Below are 16,376 nucleotides of genomic sequence, written 5' to 3'. Positions count from 1 at the left end.
AACATGATCAGATTTATTCACGACCAATTTGCCAAAGATTATCTCGAACAATTACTCATTCCTTACGGCGAAGTCAAAGCAGCTAGACGAGTCGCAGGAGAAGTTAGAGAAATTGACGTTTATTTCATCCCCAAACCACAACCAAGTAACATACCAGAAACACTCCGATTATTAGGTCAACTTGTCACTACCCCTTGTCTACTTGAACCATTTCGTAATGCAGCATCAGCTACAGAAATTTGCGATTGCCTCTTAAAATTATTAGAGGTACGTGGCGATTTACAACGACAGTCCAATCGAAATAAAACACGGATTTTAGAATCTGACTTACCAAAATTATGGATTCTTACCCCCACAGTATCAGCGCAACTCTTATCAGGATTTGGTGCTAACCCAAAAGTTGGCTACCTGCCTGGAATCTACTTCATGCCAGAATATTTACGTACTGCGATAGTAGCAATTCATCAGTTGCCATCTATCTCAGAAACCTTATGGCTGAGAATCATCGGTAGAGGGAACGTTCAAAAGCAAGCAATTGACGAACTAGAAGCGCTTACTCCTGATAATCCTTTCCGAAAAGCAGCGTTAGAATTGCTGTACAACTTGCAACAAAACTTACAAGTCACCCAAAATCAAGACGAGGAAGATAGGGAATTACTTATGCGATTAGCACCACTTTACCAGCAAGACCGAGAACAGGCTAAACAACAAGGAATTCAGCAGGGAGAACGCTTGGTGGTGGAAAACTTGCTCAAAGTTCGCTTTGGTGAAATAGATAATAAGCTTCAAGCAATTATTGAACCTTTATTGACGTTACCACCAGAAGAGTTTACGCCTTTACTCTTGCAGTTATCCCGTGAAGAATTAATTGATAGGTTTTCCTAGTGTCAATCACATATCCTTTATTGATCAGGGAAAAGATTTAAACTCTTTTCCCTTTTTATTTTTTCCACTTTCTACCCCACTTTACAATGTAAAATTTAAGGCATTAATCCAGTTTTATCATAGTCAATTTATAAGTTTTTTAACCAATGAAAACTTTATTTTATAGGTTTGCATCGCAATGGATTTTCTGACAATTTTAGGATTAGCGGCTGCCACAATAACCACAATCTCTTTTTTGCCACAGATGTTTAAAACCTGGCAAACAAAATCAGCAAAAGATGTTTCTCTGGTGACGCTAATTACATTCATAACTGGTGTTTTTTTGTGGCTAATCTACGGAATATATCTACAATCCTTGCCAATTATTCTTGCTAATAGCGTGACATTGTTTTTTAACTTGATAATTCTATGGCTTAAAATTAAATATAGATAAAGAAGCCCTGGCGACTATAAATCGCGGCTACACAAACTCTCGTCAGCCTACGCGGACTAAAACGAAACACCTAACCCCCTAGTAAAATTCAAAGTCTCTCTCCTCAAAGGAAGAGAGATTTAGAGAGAGGTTTTCCAGATACCGTGAAAACCCACGTTCGCGTAGCATCTCATAGAAAAGAGAAGCAAAAGTGGTTTTTGCCTGTGTAAGCGTGAATTCCATGAAACTCTATTATTCAAACACCCTAAGAAACACCTGTGACATCATCTGTATTTACCTCTGAACGCCTCCTTTTCACCCCCGCTAACCCAGATACCAACGCTATCCCCATCATTTTCGCCTTTCCCAATGAGTACAGCGTAGGTATCACCAGCCTCGGCTATCAGGTAGTTTGGGCAACTTTGGCTATGCGTAATGATGTGCAGGTGAGTCGCCTGTTTACAGATACTCACCAACAACTCCCCAGAACGCCGGAAATAGTCGGATTTTCGATTTCCTGGGAACTGGATTATGTGAATATTTTAAATTTGCTGGAATCTTTAGAAATCCCTATTTTGGCAACCTCTCGTGATGATTCTCATCCGATAATTTTTGGTGGTGGCCCTGTTCTCACAGCTAATCCCGAACCTTTTGCAGCTTTTTTTGATGTAATTTTACTGGGAGATGGCGAGAACCTACTAGGAAATTTCATTGAGGCGTACAAAGAAGTAAGAAATGCCTCAAGACAAACTCAACTAAAAAGACTTGCACAAATCCCAGGAATTTATGTACCGAGTTTGTATGAAGTCGAATATCACAGCATAGATGGTGCAGTAAAGTCAATTAAACCAATTTCTCCCGAAATTCCCGCAGTGGTGCAAAAGCAAACTTATCGGGGAAATACTCTATCGGCATCAACTGTAGTTACCGAAAAAGCCGCATGGGAAAATATTTACATGGTAGAAGTGGTGAGAAGTTGTCCAGAAATGTGCCGCTTTTGTTTGGCGAGTTATCTCACACTGCCTTTTAGAACAGCCAGTCTTGAAAGTTCATTAATTCCAGCGATCGCAAAAGGTTTAGAAGTCACAAATCGGCTAGGATTATTGGGGGCTTCTGTAACTCAACACCCAGAATTTGAGACTTTGCTAGATTATATTAGTCAACCAAAGTACGATGATGTCCGTCTCAGTATTGCCTCAGTGCGAACCAATACCGTAACAGTCCAGTTAGCAGAAACTTTGACGAAACGAGACACGCGATCGCTTACCATTGCAGTAGAGAGTGGTTCTGAAAAAATCCGCCAAATCATCAACAAAAAGCTGCATAACGACGAAATTATCCAAGCGGCGATAAATGCCAAAGCTGGCGGATTAAAAAGCTTGAAACTCTACGGAATGGCAGGAATTCCTGGTGAAGAAACAGAGGATTTAGAACAAACCGTGGCGATGATGCGTAATATCAAAAAAGCTGCGCCAGGATTGCGGTTAACATACGGATGCAGCACCTTTGTACCCAAAGCACACACACCGTTTCAATGGTTTGGGGTGAATCGGCAAGCAGAAAAGCGGTTGCAGTTTTTGCAAAAACAGCTAAAACCACAGGGGATAGAATTTCGCCCAGAAAGCTATAATTGGTCGATTATACAGGCTTTGTTATCGAGAGGCGATCGCAGAGTGTCCCAACTACTCCAACTTACTCGTGACTTTGGCGATTCCTTGGGTAGCTACAAACGTGCTTTCAAACAACTCAAAGGACAAATCCCCGATTTAGATTACTACGTCCACGCCGAATGGTCAACAGAACAAGTATTACCCTGGAGCCACTTGCAAGGGCCTCTGCCACAGTCTACACTACTAAAGCATTTGGCTGAAGCTAAAAGTTATATCAATCCATCCCCCAAAGAACTACAGCCAGTACTGGGGACTAGGAACTAAGGACTGGGGACTAGGAATTAAAAGTTAATACCCAATACCCAGTCCCCAGTACCCAGTCCCCAATAGCCAATCCCCAATACCTTGAAAACTTGATGCAAAACACAGCCGAGTATTACTGCGCCTATTGCGGCGAACCGAACTTAACTTTTATTGACTTGAGTGCTGGAGGACAGCAATCTTATGTTGAAGATTGTCAAGTTTGCTGTAACCCAAATATTTTGTATGTTCGCGTTGATGAAGATACCCTAGATATCGAAATTGATACCGAATCCGAAAGTTGAATTTTAGGTCTTTCTTTCCATGCTGCACTTTAAACATTCCTCAGTAATTAATGCCTCACCAGAAGTAGTTTGGAAATTTCACGAACGGCCAGATATTTTGCAACTGCTGAATCCACCTTGGCAGCCAGTCCAAGTGGTTCGTCGTGAGGGGGGGCTAAACGTGGGCGCTATCACAGAATTTCGCCTGTTTCTCGGCCCACTACCCTTAACTTGGTTAGCCCGTCATACTGAATGTGAAAAATATCGCCTGTTTACCGACGAACAGATATCTGGCCCCTTTGAATCTTGGATACATCGACATGAATTTGAACCGGAAGCTGGCAAAACTAGGCTGACTGATGCTATTTCCTTCTCTATGCCTGGTGGAGGTACAGTTGAATTTGTCAGTGGTTGGTTAGTGCAAGTGCAACTAGAAGCAATGTTTCGCTATCGCCACTATGTAACGAAACGAGAATGTGAGTCACAATAACAGAATCTGCTGGTAGCTAGAATTAATTATCCTGATTCTTCAACCTTTGCCGCGAAACCCACTTTATCAAATCAGGAAACAAGCGATACAAAGCTTGCGAGAAATTCCAAGACCAACCATCGTACCTATAATCAGTACTGTAGGAGTCATACTTGAAGTTTGAAAAACCTATTTACTGTTTATTCCTTTGGTTAATAACACTCTAGAAAGCTTCTAACTTTCGTTAGATTTTTTATCATATTCAAAATAGTTTTTTATTGATATTACAAGTTTTCATTAAGGCTTGTTTGGTAAAAATACCTCTGCTTTATAGGTCAATACGCTTGGGTTAGCGCCAAAAACCTTAAAATGTGTAGGTTGGGGAGCCACTGCGCCCTTGCGGGTTTCCCGACTTGTTCGCGCAGCGTCTCCCCTTGGGAGAAGTAAGTGGCGTTTGAGGAACGAAACCCAACATTTTGGGACTTTGTTGGGTTGCGCTTTGCTTAACCCAAGCCTATAGGCTAGTAAAAGCTATTATTGAACTTTTGTTGGATAAATATTTCCTAAACTCCTTAAAATCTCATTCTTTAGAGTTGCTTCTACTTTGAAACTAGAGACAGATAGCGTCAAATGGTTAAGTTAAGTAATATGAAGAATGTAACTAGGTTCTTAAGGAAATTTAACAATGGCACTTTATCCTACTGATAAGATAACTCCTCAGTCTGAACTTTGGAGCGATCGCTTGGCTATAATTGGTTTTCTAGCTTACCTACTTTGGAATCTCATGGTTCTAGCCTAGTGCGGGACGTACTTCACCTCATTTCCTAAACTCCCCGCTAATTATTGACTATCTTTGGTGCAGGCTTAAATTATATCCAAAGTATCAAAGTCAAAACCTGGCTATATTCACTACTAGAAATTATAGTATATTTACTTAGACTGCCTTACCTTCCAACCGAAAACAGTTTTTAGAATAGCAGTTGCTTGTGCAATAATAGTTCAAGTATCTTAATATTTATACATATTTTCTATCCTTGGCATTGTCCAGTGTAAAAAATTGACCACTAACAGAATTTCTCGGTTAGTTGTTTTTGTCATAACTATCTATATTTTTGGAATTTTCACCTGAATACTAGGCGGAGTAAAAGCGTGATCCAGTTAGAACAACCACCCAGTCATCAAATAAAATTGCCTCCAGTAGTGAGACGTAAATCTCAGTTTAAGGGGCTTTTTATTGCTATTGTCATTGTTAGCGCATGGGTTATTAGCCTGAGTATATTACTTTCCCTTGACATCTCCAAGCTGAAATTTTGGATGTTATTGCCTGTTATACTATGGCAGACATTTTTATATACGGGATTATTTATTACATCTCATGATGCCATGCATGGTGTAGTATTTCCCCAAAACGCTAAAATTAATCATTTTATTGGAACATTGACCCTATCTCTTTATGGTCTTTTACCATATCAAAAACTACTTAAAAAACATTGGTTACACCACCACAATCCTGCAAGTCAATTAGACCCAGATTTTCATAACGGGAAACACCAAAATTTCTTTGCTTGGTATTTTCATTTTATGAAAGGTTACTGGAGTTGGGGACAAATCATTGCGTTGACTATTATTTATAACTTTGGTAAATACATACTCCATATCCCAACTGATAATCTAACTTACTTTTGGGTGCTACCCTCGCTTTTAAGTTCATTACAATTATTCTATTTCGGGACTTTTTTACCTCATAGTGAACCAATGGGAGGTTATGTACAGCCTCATTGTGCCAAAACAATTAGCCGTCCTATTTGGTGGTCATTTATGACGTGCTATCATTTTGGCTACCATGAAGAACATCACCAATATCCCAATATTTGTTGGTGGCAGTTACCAGAAATTTACAAAGCAAAATAATTATTGTTTATCTATAGCGGTTCTCAATTGCATAGAATACAGATCATTTGTAGGGGCACAGCAATGCTCATTGGTGTCAACTTAAGCTAAAAATAGCTTAACTGTTAGCTTCCTCACCCGCCTTGAACTTCAGTTCCTTGCGGGACATGCCTTTTACGTTAAGTTGACACGCACGAGCAATGCTGTGCCCTATTGTGTATTGCTTCCATTCGAGAAGCGCTATAATATCATCGCAAATGGCAGCAACAGTCACACTGTAATCTATATAGTTTGAACAAGACATTTTTTTAACTAATAGATTATCCTGCTTATGCCAATTAATAATTCTCGTCTTGTCACCTACAGCCCTGCTTATACAATCGTTCCTACTTACGAGTGCTTTAATCGGTGTAGCTACTGCAACTTTCGCAGCGAACCGGGTAAAAGTCCCTGGATGAGTCTTTCAGATGCAGAAAGTATTTTAAAGCCACTTCAAAACGAAAAAGTCTGTGAAATTCTCATCCTTAGCGGTGAAGTACATCCCCATTCGCCAAGGCGTGAGGCGTGGTTTAAGCGGATTTATGATTTGTGTGAATTAGCGCTTTCAATGGGGTTTTTACCGCATACCAATGCGGGGCCATTAAGTTTTGAGGAAATGCAAAAGCTTAAGCGTGTAAATGTTTCGATGGGGCTGATGTTGGAACAGTTAACGCCAACATTGTTAAATAGTGTACATCGGCACGCACCGAGTAAATTACCAGAAATTCGTTTACAACAATTGCAATGGGCGGGAGAGTTACAGATTCCCTTTACAACGGGGTTGCTGTTGGGAATTGGGGAAACTGTAAATGATTGCTGGGAAACCTTGGAAGCTATATCTCAACTGCATCAACGTTATCACCATATTCAAGAAGTTATCCTGCAACCTCATAGTCCAGGACATCAGCAAACTTTTGATGCACCACCTTTTAACCCTCATCAATTACCAGAAGTAATTTTTAGGGCGCGTCAGATTTTACCGCCAGATATTACTATTCAAATTCCGCCGAATTTAGTTAAAGATAACCAATGGTTACTCGCTTGTATCGAAGCTGGTGCGCGAGATTTGGGTGGAATTGGGCCAAAAGATGAAGTGAATCCCGATTATCCTCATGTTCAGGAACAGGCATTAAGAGAAATTTTACAACCTGCGGGGTGGGAATTGGTGGCGCGTTTACCAATTTATCCGCAATTTGATAGCTGGTTATCGGGGGAATTGCAACCAGCAGTGAAGCACTGGCGAAAAACTAGACCTCTTGCAAAAAAAAGCCCCTAATACCCCACCCTAACCCTCCCCTTAGAAAGGGGAGGGAACTAGATTTCCAGTCTCCCCTCTTTATAAGGGGGGATTAAGGGGGGTAATTCGATGACTTGTGTTTAACAAGGGGAGGGGAGACAAAGCGTAGCTTTGGCGGGGTGGGGTTCAAATTGTTTGATTTATGCAAGAGGTCTACTCTAACCCCAGTTTCTCTTTATATAAGAACAGGGAAGTAGAAATTTCCCTATTTGGTAGTTCGCTAAACAAACTTTACAAAGTTCGTTGTGAGCGGCTCCAGCCCTCAAACGCAGGACTAAAGTCCTTACTACGAACTTATTCAGGCTACTACTAGTTGACGAGTATTTGAACTGGATGAATCCACCTCTGAACTCCGTTGACGAGTATTTGAACTGGATTAATCCATCTCTGAACTCCGTTAACGAGTCTTTGAACTGGATGAATCCACCTCTGAACTCCGTTAACGAGTCTTTGAACTGGATGAATCCACCTCTGAACTCCGTTAACGAGTCTTTGAACTGGATGAATCCACCTTTGAACTCCGTTAATGAGTATTTGAACTGGATTAATCCACCTCTGAACTCCGTTAATGAGTATTTGAACTGGATTAATCCACCTTTGAACTCCGTTAATGAGTATTTGAACTGGATGAATCCACCTCTGAACTCCGTTAACGAGTCTTTGAACTGGATTCATCTACCTCAACTCTGTATAATCTCGATTATTATGAGCATCATTGCTATATTTTTTACCTATGGTTAATAGTACTGACTTACTCGCAAACCTCTACAACGCCTTTAACCCCTTTGAACCCTTACCCGCAGGTGATCCAAAATATGTAGATTGTCAGGATGTGCGGGGAGATGCCGATATTTTGCAAGAGTTGGGAAATCGGATGCAATTGGCAAATACAAATACTTGCCAATTGTATTCTGGTCATCGGGGTGCGGGGAAGTCTACAGAATTACTCAGGTTAAAGAAGTATTTAGAAAATCGGAAATTTTATGTAGTCTATTTTGCGGCTGATGAAGAGGATATCGATTCTGAAGATGCCCAATATACAGATATTCTCCTCGCCTGTACCCGCCGTTTGCTCAAAGATTTAAAAGGAATTGCCAGCCCTCGTCCAATACTAGACTGGTTGAAAGATCGTTGGGTAGATTTAAAAGATTTGGCGCTGACTCCCATAGAGTTTGAGAAGATGGCTGTAGAAGTGCAGCTTGCTCAATTCGCCAAGTTGACCGCAAATTTAAGAGCTGTTCCTGAATTACGCCAGAAGATTCGCCAAAAAATTGATCCTCACACCGTCACTTTAATTCAGGTGTTAAATGAGTTTCTCGTGGATGCAAAACAGCACTTACCTAATGGCTACAATAAACTGGCGGTAATTGTCGATAATTTAGACCGGATGGTGTTAGTCAAAGACGGTGATGGTCGCACCAACTATGAGGAAGTCTTTTTAGACCGTAGCGAACAACTCCAAGCTTTAGATTGCCATTTGATTTACACTGTCCCCATTTCAATGGTCTATTCTACCAGGGCAACAGACCTCAGAGATATCTACGGCGACCCCCAAATTTTGCCGATGATTATGGTAAACACTCTCAAGGGGAAAGTTTATCAGCCAGGACTCAAGAAAGTTAAGGAAGTAATTAAGAAGCGAGTCCGGCAAATTGCACCGGAATTATCACTAGAAACGGAAATTTTCGACAGTCCCCAAACCTTAGACAGACTTTGTTTAATGAGTGGAGGTCATGTGAGGAATTTGCTATTGTTAACTCAAGATGCCTTTGGACGCACTGAAGAATTACCTGTTTCAGAAAAGGCGGTGCGACGAGCAATTACTCAAGCCAGAGATACTTATCGCCGCGCTGTGGAAAATCATCAATGGTGTCTGTTAGCGGAAGTGTCTTGTTCTAAGCGCATTATTAATGATGACTTGTATCGGAGTTTGATGTATAATCGCTGTCTTTTAGAATACCGCTATTTGGATGATGATGGAGAGATGCAGCGTTGGTATGATATTCATCCATTGATTCAAGGAATTCCAGAATTTAAAGAAGCCGTAGCGAAACTTTCATGAACCCAAATTTAAGTGATTGGGATGATGATTTACCCCCAGAACCAGAAGAAGCTTATCAAGACTTGCTTCGCGCACTGAAGCGAAAATCAGGATTTGGTTTGTTTTTTGTCCAATGTACACCTGGGGAAGCAGACAAGTTTATTGTCAAACTTCCCCAGGAGATTCCGCAGAAAAAGATTGCAGTTTTGCGCTTTGTCGAGGCGATTGATAATTTATATCAGCCAGTAGCAGAGTTTGTTAAAGACAAGCAAGTTGATATTTTATTAATTAAGGGTCTTGAATATTCTTTATATAAATATGAAAAAAGAAGTTTTGGGGAAATTACAGAAGGACAATTTAGCAATTTAACTAGTGTTCCGCATATTTTAAATCACTTAAACCAACAGCGAGAACGCTTTAGAGATGATTTCCCAATTAGCTTTGTTTTTCTTTTGCGTTCATTTTCGATCAACTATTTTATTCATCGCGCCCCAGATTTTTTTGATTGGCGTTCTGGGGTGTTTGAATTACCGACAACGCCAGAAGTGGTAGAACAAGAATCAAATCGTCTGCTGTTGGAAGGAGACTATGAGGAATATTTAAAACTTAGCGCCGAACAAAAAATTGAGAAAGTCTTGGAAATTCAAGAGTTGCTGATCGACAAACATCAGCCAGATAATCAGAAGCCACCTTTACTATTTGAACTGGGAAATTTATTGCTTACTGCTAGTGAATACGAAGCAGCGATCACATCCTACGACCAAGGACTGAAATTTAAACCGGATGACCAGGAAGCTTGGTACAATCGGGGCAATGCGCTACGCAATTTAGGACGCAATGAAGAAGCGATCGCATCCTATGACCAAGGACTGAAATTTAAACCGGATGACTACAAAGCTTGGAACAATCGGGGCATTGCGCTACGCAATTTAGGACGCAATGAAGAAGCAATCACATCCTACGACCAAGCACTTAAATTTAAACCAGATGACTACAAAGCTTGGAAGAATCGGGGCACTCCGCTAAATGATCTAGGACGCAATGAAGAAGCGATCGCATCCTATGACCAAGCACTGAAATTTAAACCTGATTACGACGATGCCTGGAAGAATCGAGGCAATGCGCTATTTAATTTAAGACGCTTTGAAGAAGCGATCACATCCTACGATCAAGCGCTGAAAATTAAACAAGATGACTACGAAGCTTGGTATTATCAGGCGGCTGCATTAATGAAACTAGGTCGCTGGAGAGAAGGAAATAGTAGTATTAGCAAGTTGATTGAAATTAATCCAGATTTTGCAAGAGAAATGTTTAATATCCAGAATAAACGAATTCTCACTAGTTTACTGCGAAAATTGGGATTGCAAAAATTAGCTAAAATTGGGACAAATTTATTGACAAGGATTGGATTTAGGCGCTAATAGAGCGACATTATTATTAGAGTTTATAGTTAAGATGATTTTAACTCATCTTAATGTAGCGATCGCCTTCACACATTGACTGAAAATACTAACTGAAATTAAAAGCGATACTGATACATTACTAAATATAAAATTAACCCATCTTCAGAAACACAAATGAAATGTTAGAAAACGGCCAAGAGCAAAAACAGCTATCTCTCCAAAAAATTGCTAGCCTTTCTTTGGCAGAACGTCACAAAATACTAGAACCTTTTATCGCTGCCATAGCCGAAGATTTTTTGAACGACCCTGAATTAACAGAATTCTCGGTTTTGGATGGTGAAGATTGGGAAACTGAGAATGACAACATAATTCATGTGGAAGAACCCGAAAGCATCCGCAGCCATGACGCTTTTTTGAACGGCTACGCACCAGAAGACGAAGGGCTTTATGACGATTGAAATTAAAAGCGGTCAAATCAATACCCACCGTGAACTAATTCACAATGCATCCCTCAAAGGAGATAGATAGGAGCCTAAACCCTGTTGTAAAATAGACATATAAGGATTCGGGGGGCCATTTTACTGGTCATAAACGCCTATAGAAACTATTTTTGGAAATCTCCAAGGTCTGAAGTCCAGCCAGCTGAAGCAACTACAGCGACTGTACCACCAGCGCATACCAGGCGATCGCATCACCACACCTGATTTTTCCCAGCGTCTGGCAGCAATTAGCACAGAAGTCAATCAGCCTGTGTGCGCCTACATCAACCGTCGCGGACAAGTGATTCGCGTCGGGGTAGGCACACCGCGTCAAACACAAATACCACCCCTAGAATTGCCCCGTTACGGTGCAGAACGACTCAGTGGTATTCGTTGCATCGCCACCCATCTCAAGGCAGAACCGCCCAATGAAGCGGCACTCACGGCTATGGCACTGCAACGCTTAGATGCCCTAGTTGTCCTAAATATTACCGGAACGGGATTTACACGACGGGGAGGCGGTGCGACTGGGTATGTGAAAGAAGCTTATCTAGCTCATCTGACACCCCAAGACTCTCGCACTCTGATTGCTAGTCCTGCTGCTGTCAAAGTAGAGGAAAGCCAATTCGGCTTCGCTCATAATAAACAAATCCAATCCCCAAGCTGGAATATATCGCCACCTCTGGACTTGGATGATCTGGCAGACCAGGATTTAGTAGACTTGGTAGAAAATCTGGAAGCGGAATTCCAGCGCGAATTTATCGCCCAGGAAGTAGATTCTGACCACGATCGCGTGCTAATTGTAGGGCTGATGACCAGTGAAATAACTCCCCTACAATTCCAAGATACCCTAGTAGAATTGGCGCGTTTAGTTGATACTGCTGGGGGAGATGTATTACAGACAATACAACAAAAGCGATCGCGCGTTCATCCCCAGACGGTAGTTGGCGAAGGTAAGGTGCAAGAAATTGCCCTAACTGCCCAAACACTAGGAGTTAATCTCGTCGTCTTTAACCGCGACCTCTCACCCTCCCAAGTCCGCAACTTAGAAATGCAAATTGGTATCCGGGTGGTTGACCGCACCGAAGTAATTTTGGATATCTTTGCTCAACGCGCTCAGTCCCGTGCCGGTAAGTTGCAAGTAGAACTAGCACAGTTAGAATACATGCAACCGCGACTCGCTGGTAGAGGTCGCACCATGTCCCGATTGGGTGGTGGTATTGGGACTCGTGGCCCTGGTGAAACCAAACTGGAAACTGAACGCCGTGCAATTGGGCAGCGCATTTCCCGACTGCAAAAAGAAGTAGACCAGTTGCAAGCCCATCGTTCGCGGTTACGCCAACGACGACAGCATCGAGAAGTTCCATCAGTGGCTCTGGTTGGATATACTAACGCTGGCAAGTCTACTTTGCTGAATGCTCTCACGAATGCAGAAGTTTATACAGCCGACCAGCTATTTGCCACTCTCGATCCTACTACCCGCCGTTTGGTAATTCCTCATGGCGAAGCTGATGATAAACCTCAAGAAATTCTGATTACAGATACAGTAGGGTTCATACACGAATTACCTGCATCATTAATGGATGCCTTCCGCGCCACCTTGGAGGAAGTCACAGAAGCTGATGCCCTACTACATTTGGTGGATTTGTCTCATCCGGCTTGGTTGCGTCATATTCGCTCAGTTAGAGAAATCTTGGCGCAAATGCCCATAACTCCTGGCCCCGCGCTAGTTGTTTTTAACAAGATTGATCAAGCCGATAGTGAGACACTAGCTTTAGCTAGAGAAGAATTTCCCCTAGCGGTGTTTATTTCTGCGAGTCAGCGCTTGGGATTAGAAACCTTACGCCAGCGTCTTGCCCAACTAATTGAATATGCCGTTGACTCTCGGTAAATGCTGTTATTTAAATAATTTCTAATTTTAATCCAACCCAGTATTGCTACTGGGTTGTTTATTATATAACAATACCGTTCAGTTAAGCCCAAAAATCTTGGTAGAGACGCGAAATTTCGCGTCTCTACAGGTTTAAAATCAGTACCACAAATCCTTAACTGAACTGTATTGTATTATATAAAGCCAAAAATAAAGTCTTTTTGAATTAAGGCTGGTATTATAGACAACTTTTAATTGAGTCTCTAGAGTTATAAAAGGCCGTCACTGGATGCATCTGATTTTACATGGATAGCAAACAGCAAAATTCCCATCATTAGCAACTGAATCTTACCATTTTGTTTTGCAAACATTATTAACATGAAACATCCATTTTCCAGGGCAGCAATACCTTCCTTCTTAGCTGCTACTGCTGTTGTGATATCATCTTCTATCTTTGCCCCTGCAAATGCCGCTTCGATGAGTTTCACTATCAATGACTTCACCGGTGCAGATACTCAGGTGAAGTTTACTTTGGATGACGCAATAGCAGGGTCTGGCAAAGTTAAGTTTAAAGTAGATTATTTATCCACTGGCAGCAACACAATTGCTGACATCCGTGGTGTTTTCTTCAACATTTTGGACAATACGCTTATCAATGGTCTGCAAGTAGTAGGTACAGATGTAACAAGCAAACAATTTGATCCTAATGGAAAAATTGACTCTGTTGGTAGCAGTAGTAACAATCTAAACGGTGGTGGCGGCTCCTTTGAGGCTGGGGTAGAAATTGGTGAAGAAGGTATAGGTCAAGGAAAAAGCGACATTCAATCTACCATCTTTACCCTATCCCATAGTTCCAAAGCTTTAACGTTGGCTCAGTTTTCTCAGCAAAATTTTGGAGTGCGCTTAATGAGCGTCGGTTCTGGAAGCAATCGTAACGGAAGTAGCAAACTCAAAGGACAAGCACCTTACTACACACCCCCACCACCTCCACCTAAAAAAGTACCTGAGTCTAGTGCAACAGTCGCTCTTGGTTTATTTGCTTTAGGTGCGCTGAGGGTTGCCAAGAAAAAGCCTCTAGTCTCAGCTTAAATGAGAACTTGAGTGCTAACTGACAACTGAGTTACGCTTTATAAGCAATTCTCACAATTAGATAATAGCCACTCTGTTTTTTAACAAAATTGTTATAAACATAATATCTTAGTCAAGAGTCCAGACTTTATCTCTTGACTAATTTTTTTTGATATAAACCACCACGTTAGCCTTATAAGGATAAAGACAAACCAAGATAGGGTGTCTAGAATCAGTGGCAAAGTTCTAAAATTAAAAAGTATTAAATCAATTTGAGAAGATTATGGCTGCCAAAGTAGAAATTTACACTTGGAGGACTTGCCCCTTTTGCATTCGTGCCAAAAGTTTGCTGAAGAACAAAGGGGTTGAATTTATCGAATACAGCATTGATGGAGATGAGGCAGCCAGAAATAAAATGGCTCAAAGAGCAAATGGACGGCGTTCTTTACCGCAAATTTTCATAAATGATGATCATATTGGTGGTTGTGATGATATCCACGCTTTAGACAATCAAGGCAAGCTAGATGAGCTACTAACTTCTAGCAATAGCCTGTAGGTTGAGAAGATATTGCTAGAAGCTAGCGACAAGCCGCTACGCACGGCAGTCGCTACAACTCTCTTCGAGTAACGCGCTGCCTTATTTACAGACTTTTTTCTCACAAAAGCCATATCTGTCCACAAGAGTTTACCGCCAGGTTCCACTCAGCAGTACATATATACGTCAATTGGTGAGAGCATCAAGAGATAATAATTGAATAACCATTTAATTTCTTGGTGATTGAGGTATAAAGGGTGAAACTGGCTTTTATCATTGATCCCATCCATCTGCTTGACCCGTGTCATGATACCAGTGTTGCCCTAATTGAAGCAGCGCAAATCCTGGGACACGAAGTTTGGATAACTCAGGTAAATCTGCTGAGTGTGGTGGAAAGCAAAGCTTGGGCTTTCCTACAGCGAGTTGAAGTTGTACCAGTGCAGTTGGTAGAGAGACGGTGGGTAGCGGCGAATCCTTGGTATAAGTTGAGCGATTCTTGCTTAACTTCTTTAGAGACAATGGACGCCGTATTTATGCGGACAGATCCACCTGTCAATGATTCCTACCTCTATGCCACCTACATTCTGGATTACATTGACCAAAATAAAACCCTGGTAATTAATAGTCCTAGAGGCATCCGAGGGGCAAATGAAAAAATGTACGCCCTCCAGTTTACCAAAGCGATTCCAGAAACGATTGTCAGTGCTGATAAGGAGTTGATTCGGCAATTTGTGGAAGCAAAGGGGGCAGCAATTCTCAAACCACTAGGTAACAAAGCTGGAGAAGGTATTTTATTTTTGCAATCAGGCGATCGCAATTTTAACTCTATTGTCGAACTCAGTACCCTCCAAGGTCGAGTGCCTGTAATGGTGCAAACCTATTTACCGGAGGCAAAAGCAGGAGATAAGCGAATTATCCTACTCAATGGCGAACCAATTGGTGCGCTCAATCGCCTCTCTAGTGGAACTGATTTTCGCAATAATATGGCAACTGGTGGTACAGTCGCTCAAACCGAAATTACCCCAAGAGAGGATGAAATTTGTACCCAAGTAGCCGAACAGTTACGCCAAGACGGCTTAATTTTTGTGGGTATTGATGTTATTGGTGGCTACTTAACTGAAGTTAACGTCACTAGTCCTACTGGAATTCGTGAGATTGATCGCTTAGATGGGACTCACCTTGGCCATCAGGTCATTCAATGGATTGAACAGAATTTAAAAAGCAAAAAATAATTTAGGGAACTCCAAAAAATAAATTATTCCACATTAAAGTTGTTGACTGTTGACTGTTGACTGTTGACTGTTGACTGTTGACTGTTGACTGTTGACTGTTGACTGAAAATTCGTGAACCGTCAACGGTCAACAGTGAACAATAGCAATGGAATATTTTTTTACTTGGAAGTCCCTTACATTTATTTTTTGCCTTATCTCGTTCCCAGTCTCCGACTGGGAATGCCCGTCCTTGAGGCTCCGCCTCCCGAACTCGCGGCAGAGCCGCAATTGATCTGCATTTCCAGTCGGACACTGGAAACGAGATTTGAAAAGGATTTTAGCTTAAGTTGACACCTATGGGCATTGCGCCTTGCTCCTACGATAAATCTATATGTATCAGGATTTTCGTGAATTGGTATTACCCACGCAATTTAATTTAAGTAAATATATTTATTTATGCCGTATATGAGTTTAATGCATCGCGGGGGTAGATGTAGCGATGACTACGAAGGGCTATGACGCTCTCTACGAGACGCTGCGCATAGCTTGCCTGTAAGGGTACGAAAACTCACTAACGCAACT

General features: G+C 41.5%; 17 protein-coding genes. 15 read left to right on the top strand and 2 right to left on the bottom strand.

All coding sequences use genetic code 11. From position 1 onward, the window contains the following. Nucleotides 1-3: 3 nt before the first annotated feature. Nucleotides 4-885 (top strand): hypothetical protein, encoded by an 882-nt coding sequence (locus D1367_RS19355; protein WP_118167832.1) that lies wholly within the window; start codon nucleotides 4-6, stop codon nucleotides 883-885. A 123-nt stretch (nucleotides 886-1,008) separates the two neighbouring features. Here the strand turns inward: D1367_RS19355 and D1367_RS32310 are convergent, their stop codons facing one another. After that, nucleotides 1,009-1,194: a hypothetical protein gene (locus D1367_RS32310; protein ID WP_228674961.1), complete on the bottom strand. Its 186-nt coding sequence runs from the start codon at nucleotides 1,192-1,194 to the stop codon at nucleotides 1,009-1,011. On the opposite strand from D1367_RS32310, the gene D1367_RS19350 reads away from it, so the two are divergent. The 10 genes from D1367_RS19350 (at nucleotide 1,121) to D1367_RS19290 (ending at nucleotide 11,088) form a co-directional block, all read left to right on the top strand. Then, nucleotides 1,121-1,318 (top strand): SemiSWEET transporter, encoded by a 198-nt coding sequence (locus D1367_RS19350; protein WP_244945024.1) that lies wholly within the window; start codon nucleotides 1,121-1,123, stop codon nucleotides 1,316-1,318. The two genes, D1367_RS32310 and D1367_RS19350, sit on opposite strands and share 74 nt — an antisense overlap. A 257-nt stretch (nucleotides 1,319-1,575) precedes the next feature. Continuing rightward, nucleotides 1,576-3,231, top strand: a complete 1,656-nt coding sequence (locus tag D1367_RS19345) for a B12-binding domain-containing radical SAM protein (protein ID WP_118167830.1) — start codon at nucleotides 1,576-1,578, stop codon at nucleotides 3,229-3,231. A gap of 92 nt (nucleotides 3,232-3,323) precedes the next feature. Next, the gene (locus D1367_RS19340) at nucleotides 3,324-3,512 is read left to right on the top strand and encodes a CPXCG motif-containing cysteine-rich protein (RefSeq protein WP_012411100.1); all 189 of its coding nucleotides are present in this window, start codon (nucleotides 3,324-3,326) and stop codon (nucleotides 3,510-3,512) included. A 19-nt stretch (nucleotides 3,513-3,531) separates the two neighbouring features. After that, nucleotides 3,532-3,981: an SRPBCC family protein gene (locus tag D1367_RS19335; protein ID WP_118167829.1), complete on the top strand. Its 450-nt coding sequence runs from the start codon at nucleotides 3,532-3,534 to the stop codon at nucleotides 3,979-3,981. A 1,128-nt stretch (nucleotides 3,982-5,109) separates the two neighbouring features. Continuing rightward, nucleotides 5,110-5,871, top strand: coding sequence for a beta-carotene ketolase CrtW (gene crtW / locus D1367_RS19320; protein WP_118167828.1), 762 nt, complete (start codon nucleotides 5,110-5,112; stop codon nucleotides 5,869-5,871). A 310-nt stretch (nucleotides 5,872-6,181) separates the two neighbouring features. Beyond that, nucleotides 6,182-7,165, top strand: coding sequence for a 7,8-didemethyl-8-hydroxy-5-deazariboflavin synthase subunit CofG (gene cofG / locus D1367_RS19310; RefSeq protein WP_118167826.1), 984 nt, complete (start codon nucleotides 6,182-6,184; stop codon nucleotides 7,163-7,165). A gap of 354 nt (nucleotides 7,166-7,519) precedes the next feature. Next, the gene (locus D1367_RS31005) at nucleotides 7,520-7,927 is read left to right on the top strand and encodes a hypothetical protein (RefSeq protein WP_181984888.1); all 408 of its coding nucleotides are present in this window, start codon (nucleotides 7,520-7,522) and stop codon (nucleotides 7,925-7,927) included. Beyond that, nucleotides 7,920-9,248: a P-loop NTPase family protein gene (locus D1367_RS19300; RefSeq protein WP_118167825.1), complete on the top strand. Its 1,329-nt coding sequence runs from the start codon at nucleotides 7,920-7,922 to the stop codon at nucleotides 9,246-9,248. Before D1367_RS31005 ends, D1367_RS19300 begins: the two co-directional genes overlap by 8 nt. Next, the gene (locus D1367_RS19295) at nucleotides 9,245-10,648 is read left to right on the top strand and encodes a tetratricopeptide repeat protein (RefSeq protein WP_118167824.1); all 1,404 of its coding nucleotides are present in this window, start codon (nucleotides 9,245-9,247) and stop codon (nucleotides 10,646-10,648) included. The genes D1367_RS19300 and D1367_RS19295 overlap by 4 nt, the downstream gene beginning before the upstream one ends. Nucleotides 10,649-10,809: 161 nt before the next feature. Continuing rightward, nucleotides 10,810-11,088, top strand: coding sequence for a hypothetical protein (locus tag D1367_RS19290; RefSeq protein WP_118167823.1), 279 nt, complete (start codon nucleotides 10,810-10,812; stop codon nucleotides 11,086-11,088). A gap of 120 nt (nucleotides 11,089-11,208) precedes the next feature. On the opposite strand, the gene D1367_RS32305 is transcribed toward D1367_RS19290, so the two are convergent. After that, nucleotides 11,209-11,373: a hypothetical protein gene (locus tag D1367_RS32305; RefSeq protein ID WP_225892192.1), complete on the bottom strand. Its 165-nt coding sequence runs from the start codon at nucleotides 11,371-11,373 to the stop codon at nucleotides 11,209-11,211. Nucleotides 11,374-11,380: 7 nt separating this feature from the next. Here D1367_RS32305 and hflX point away from each other — a divergent pair, with 7 nt between their 5' ends. The 4 genes from hflX (at nucleotide 11,381) to gshB (ending at nucleotide 15,814) form a co-directional block, all read left to right on the top strand. Beyond that, entirely contained in the window at nucleotides 11,381-13,000 is a 1,620-nt protein-coding gene (gene hflX / locus D1367_RS19285) for a GTPase HflX (protein WP_225892193.1), read from the top strand. Between the two features lie 357 nt (nucleotides 13,001-13,357). Then, complete coding sequence (locus tag D1367_RS19280) at nucleotides 13,358-14,068, top strand: hypothetical protein (protein WP_118167821.1); 711 nt, start codon at nucleotides 13,358-13,360, stop codon at nucleotides 14,066-14,068. Between the two features lie 262 nt (nucleotides 14,069-14,330). After that, nucleotides 14,331-14,603: a glutaredoxin 3 gene (gene grxC, locus D1367_RS19275; RefSeq protein ID WP_118167820.1), complete on the top strand. Its 273-nt coding sequence runs from the start codon at nucleotides 14,331-14,333 to the stop codon at nucleotides 14,601-14,603. Nucleotides 14,604-14,839: 236 nt separating this feature from the next. After that, complete coding sequence (gshB, locus tag D1367_RS19270) at nucleotides 14,840-15,814, top strand: glutathione synthase (RefSeq protein WP_118167819.1); 975 nt, start codon at nucleotides 14,840-14,842, stop codon at nucleotides 15,812-15,814. Nucleotides 15,815-16,376: the final 562 nt, after the last annotated feature.

The organism is Nostoc sphaeroides (assembly GCF_003443655.1).
In the GTDB taxonomy this organism is placed as follows: Bacteria; Cyanobacteriota; Cyanobacteriia; order Cyanobacteriales; family Nostocaceae; genus Nostoc; species Nostoc sphaeroides.
The sequence above is the reverse complement of the archived record's forward strand: the minus strand, read 5'-3'. Positions and strand labels throughout refer to the sequence as shown.

Coding starts and splice junctions, on each gene's coding strand:
- D1367_RS19355 (WP_118167832.1), top strand. CDS start 4: ATGATCAGATTTATTCACGACCAATTTGCCAAAGATTATCTCGAACAA.
- D1367_RS32310 (WP_228674961.1), bottom strand. CDS start 1,194: ATGAATGTAATTAGCGTCACCAGAGAAACATCTTTTGCTGATTTTGTT.
- D1367_RS19340 (WP_012411100.1), top strand. CDS start 3,324: ATGCAAAACACAGCCGAGTATTACTGCGCCTATTGCGGCGAACCGAAC.
- D1367_RS19335 (WP_118167829.1), top strand. CDS start 3,532: ATGCTGCACTTTAAACATTCCTCAGTAATTAATGCCTCACCAGAAGTA.
- cofG (WP_118167826.1), top strand. CDS start 6,182: ATGCCAATTAATAATTCTCGTCTTGTCACCTACAGCCCTGCTTATACA.
- D1367_RS31005 (WP_181984888.1), top strand. CDS start 7,520: ATGAATCCACCTCTGAACTCCGTTGACGAGTATTTGAACTGGATTAAT.
- D1367_RS19300 (WP_118167825.1), top strand. CDS start 7,920: ATGGTTAATAGTACTGACTTACTCGCAAACCTCTACAACGCCTTTAAC.
- D1367_RS19295 (WP_118167824.1), top strand. CDS start 9,245: ATGAACCCAAATTTAAGTGATTGGGATGATGATTTACCCCCAGAACCA.
- D1367_RS19290 (WP_118167823.1), top strand. CDS start 10,810: ATGTTAGAAAACGGCCAAGAGCAAAAACAGCTATCTCTCCAAAAAATT.
- D1367_RS19280 (WP_118167821.1), top strand. CDS start 13,358: ATGAAACATCCATTTTCCAGGGCAGCAATACCTTCCTTCTTAGCTGCT.
- grxC (WP_118167820.1), top strand. CDS start 14,331: ATGGCTGCCAAAGTAGAAATTTACACTTGGAGGACTTGCCCCTTTTGC.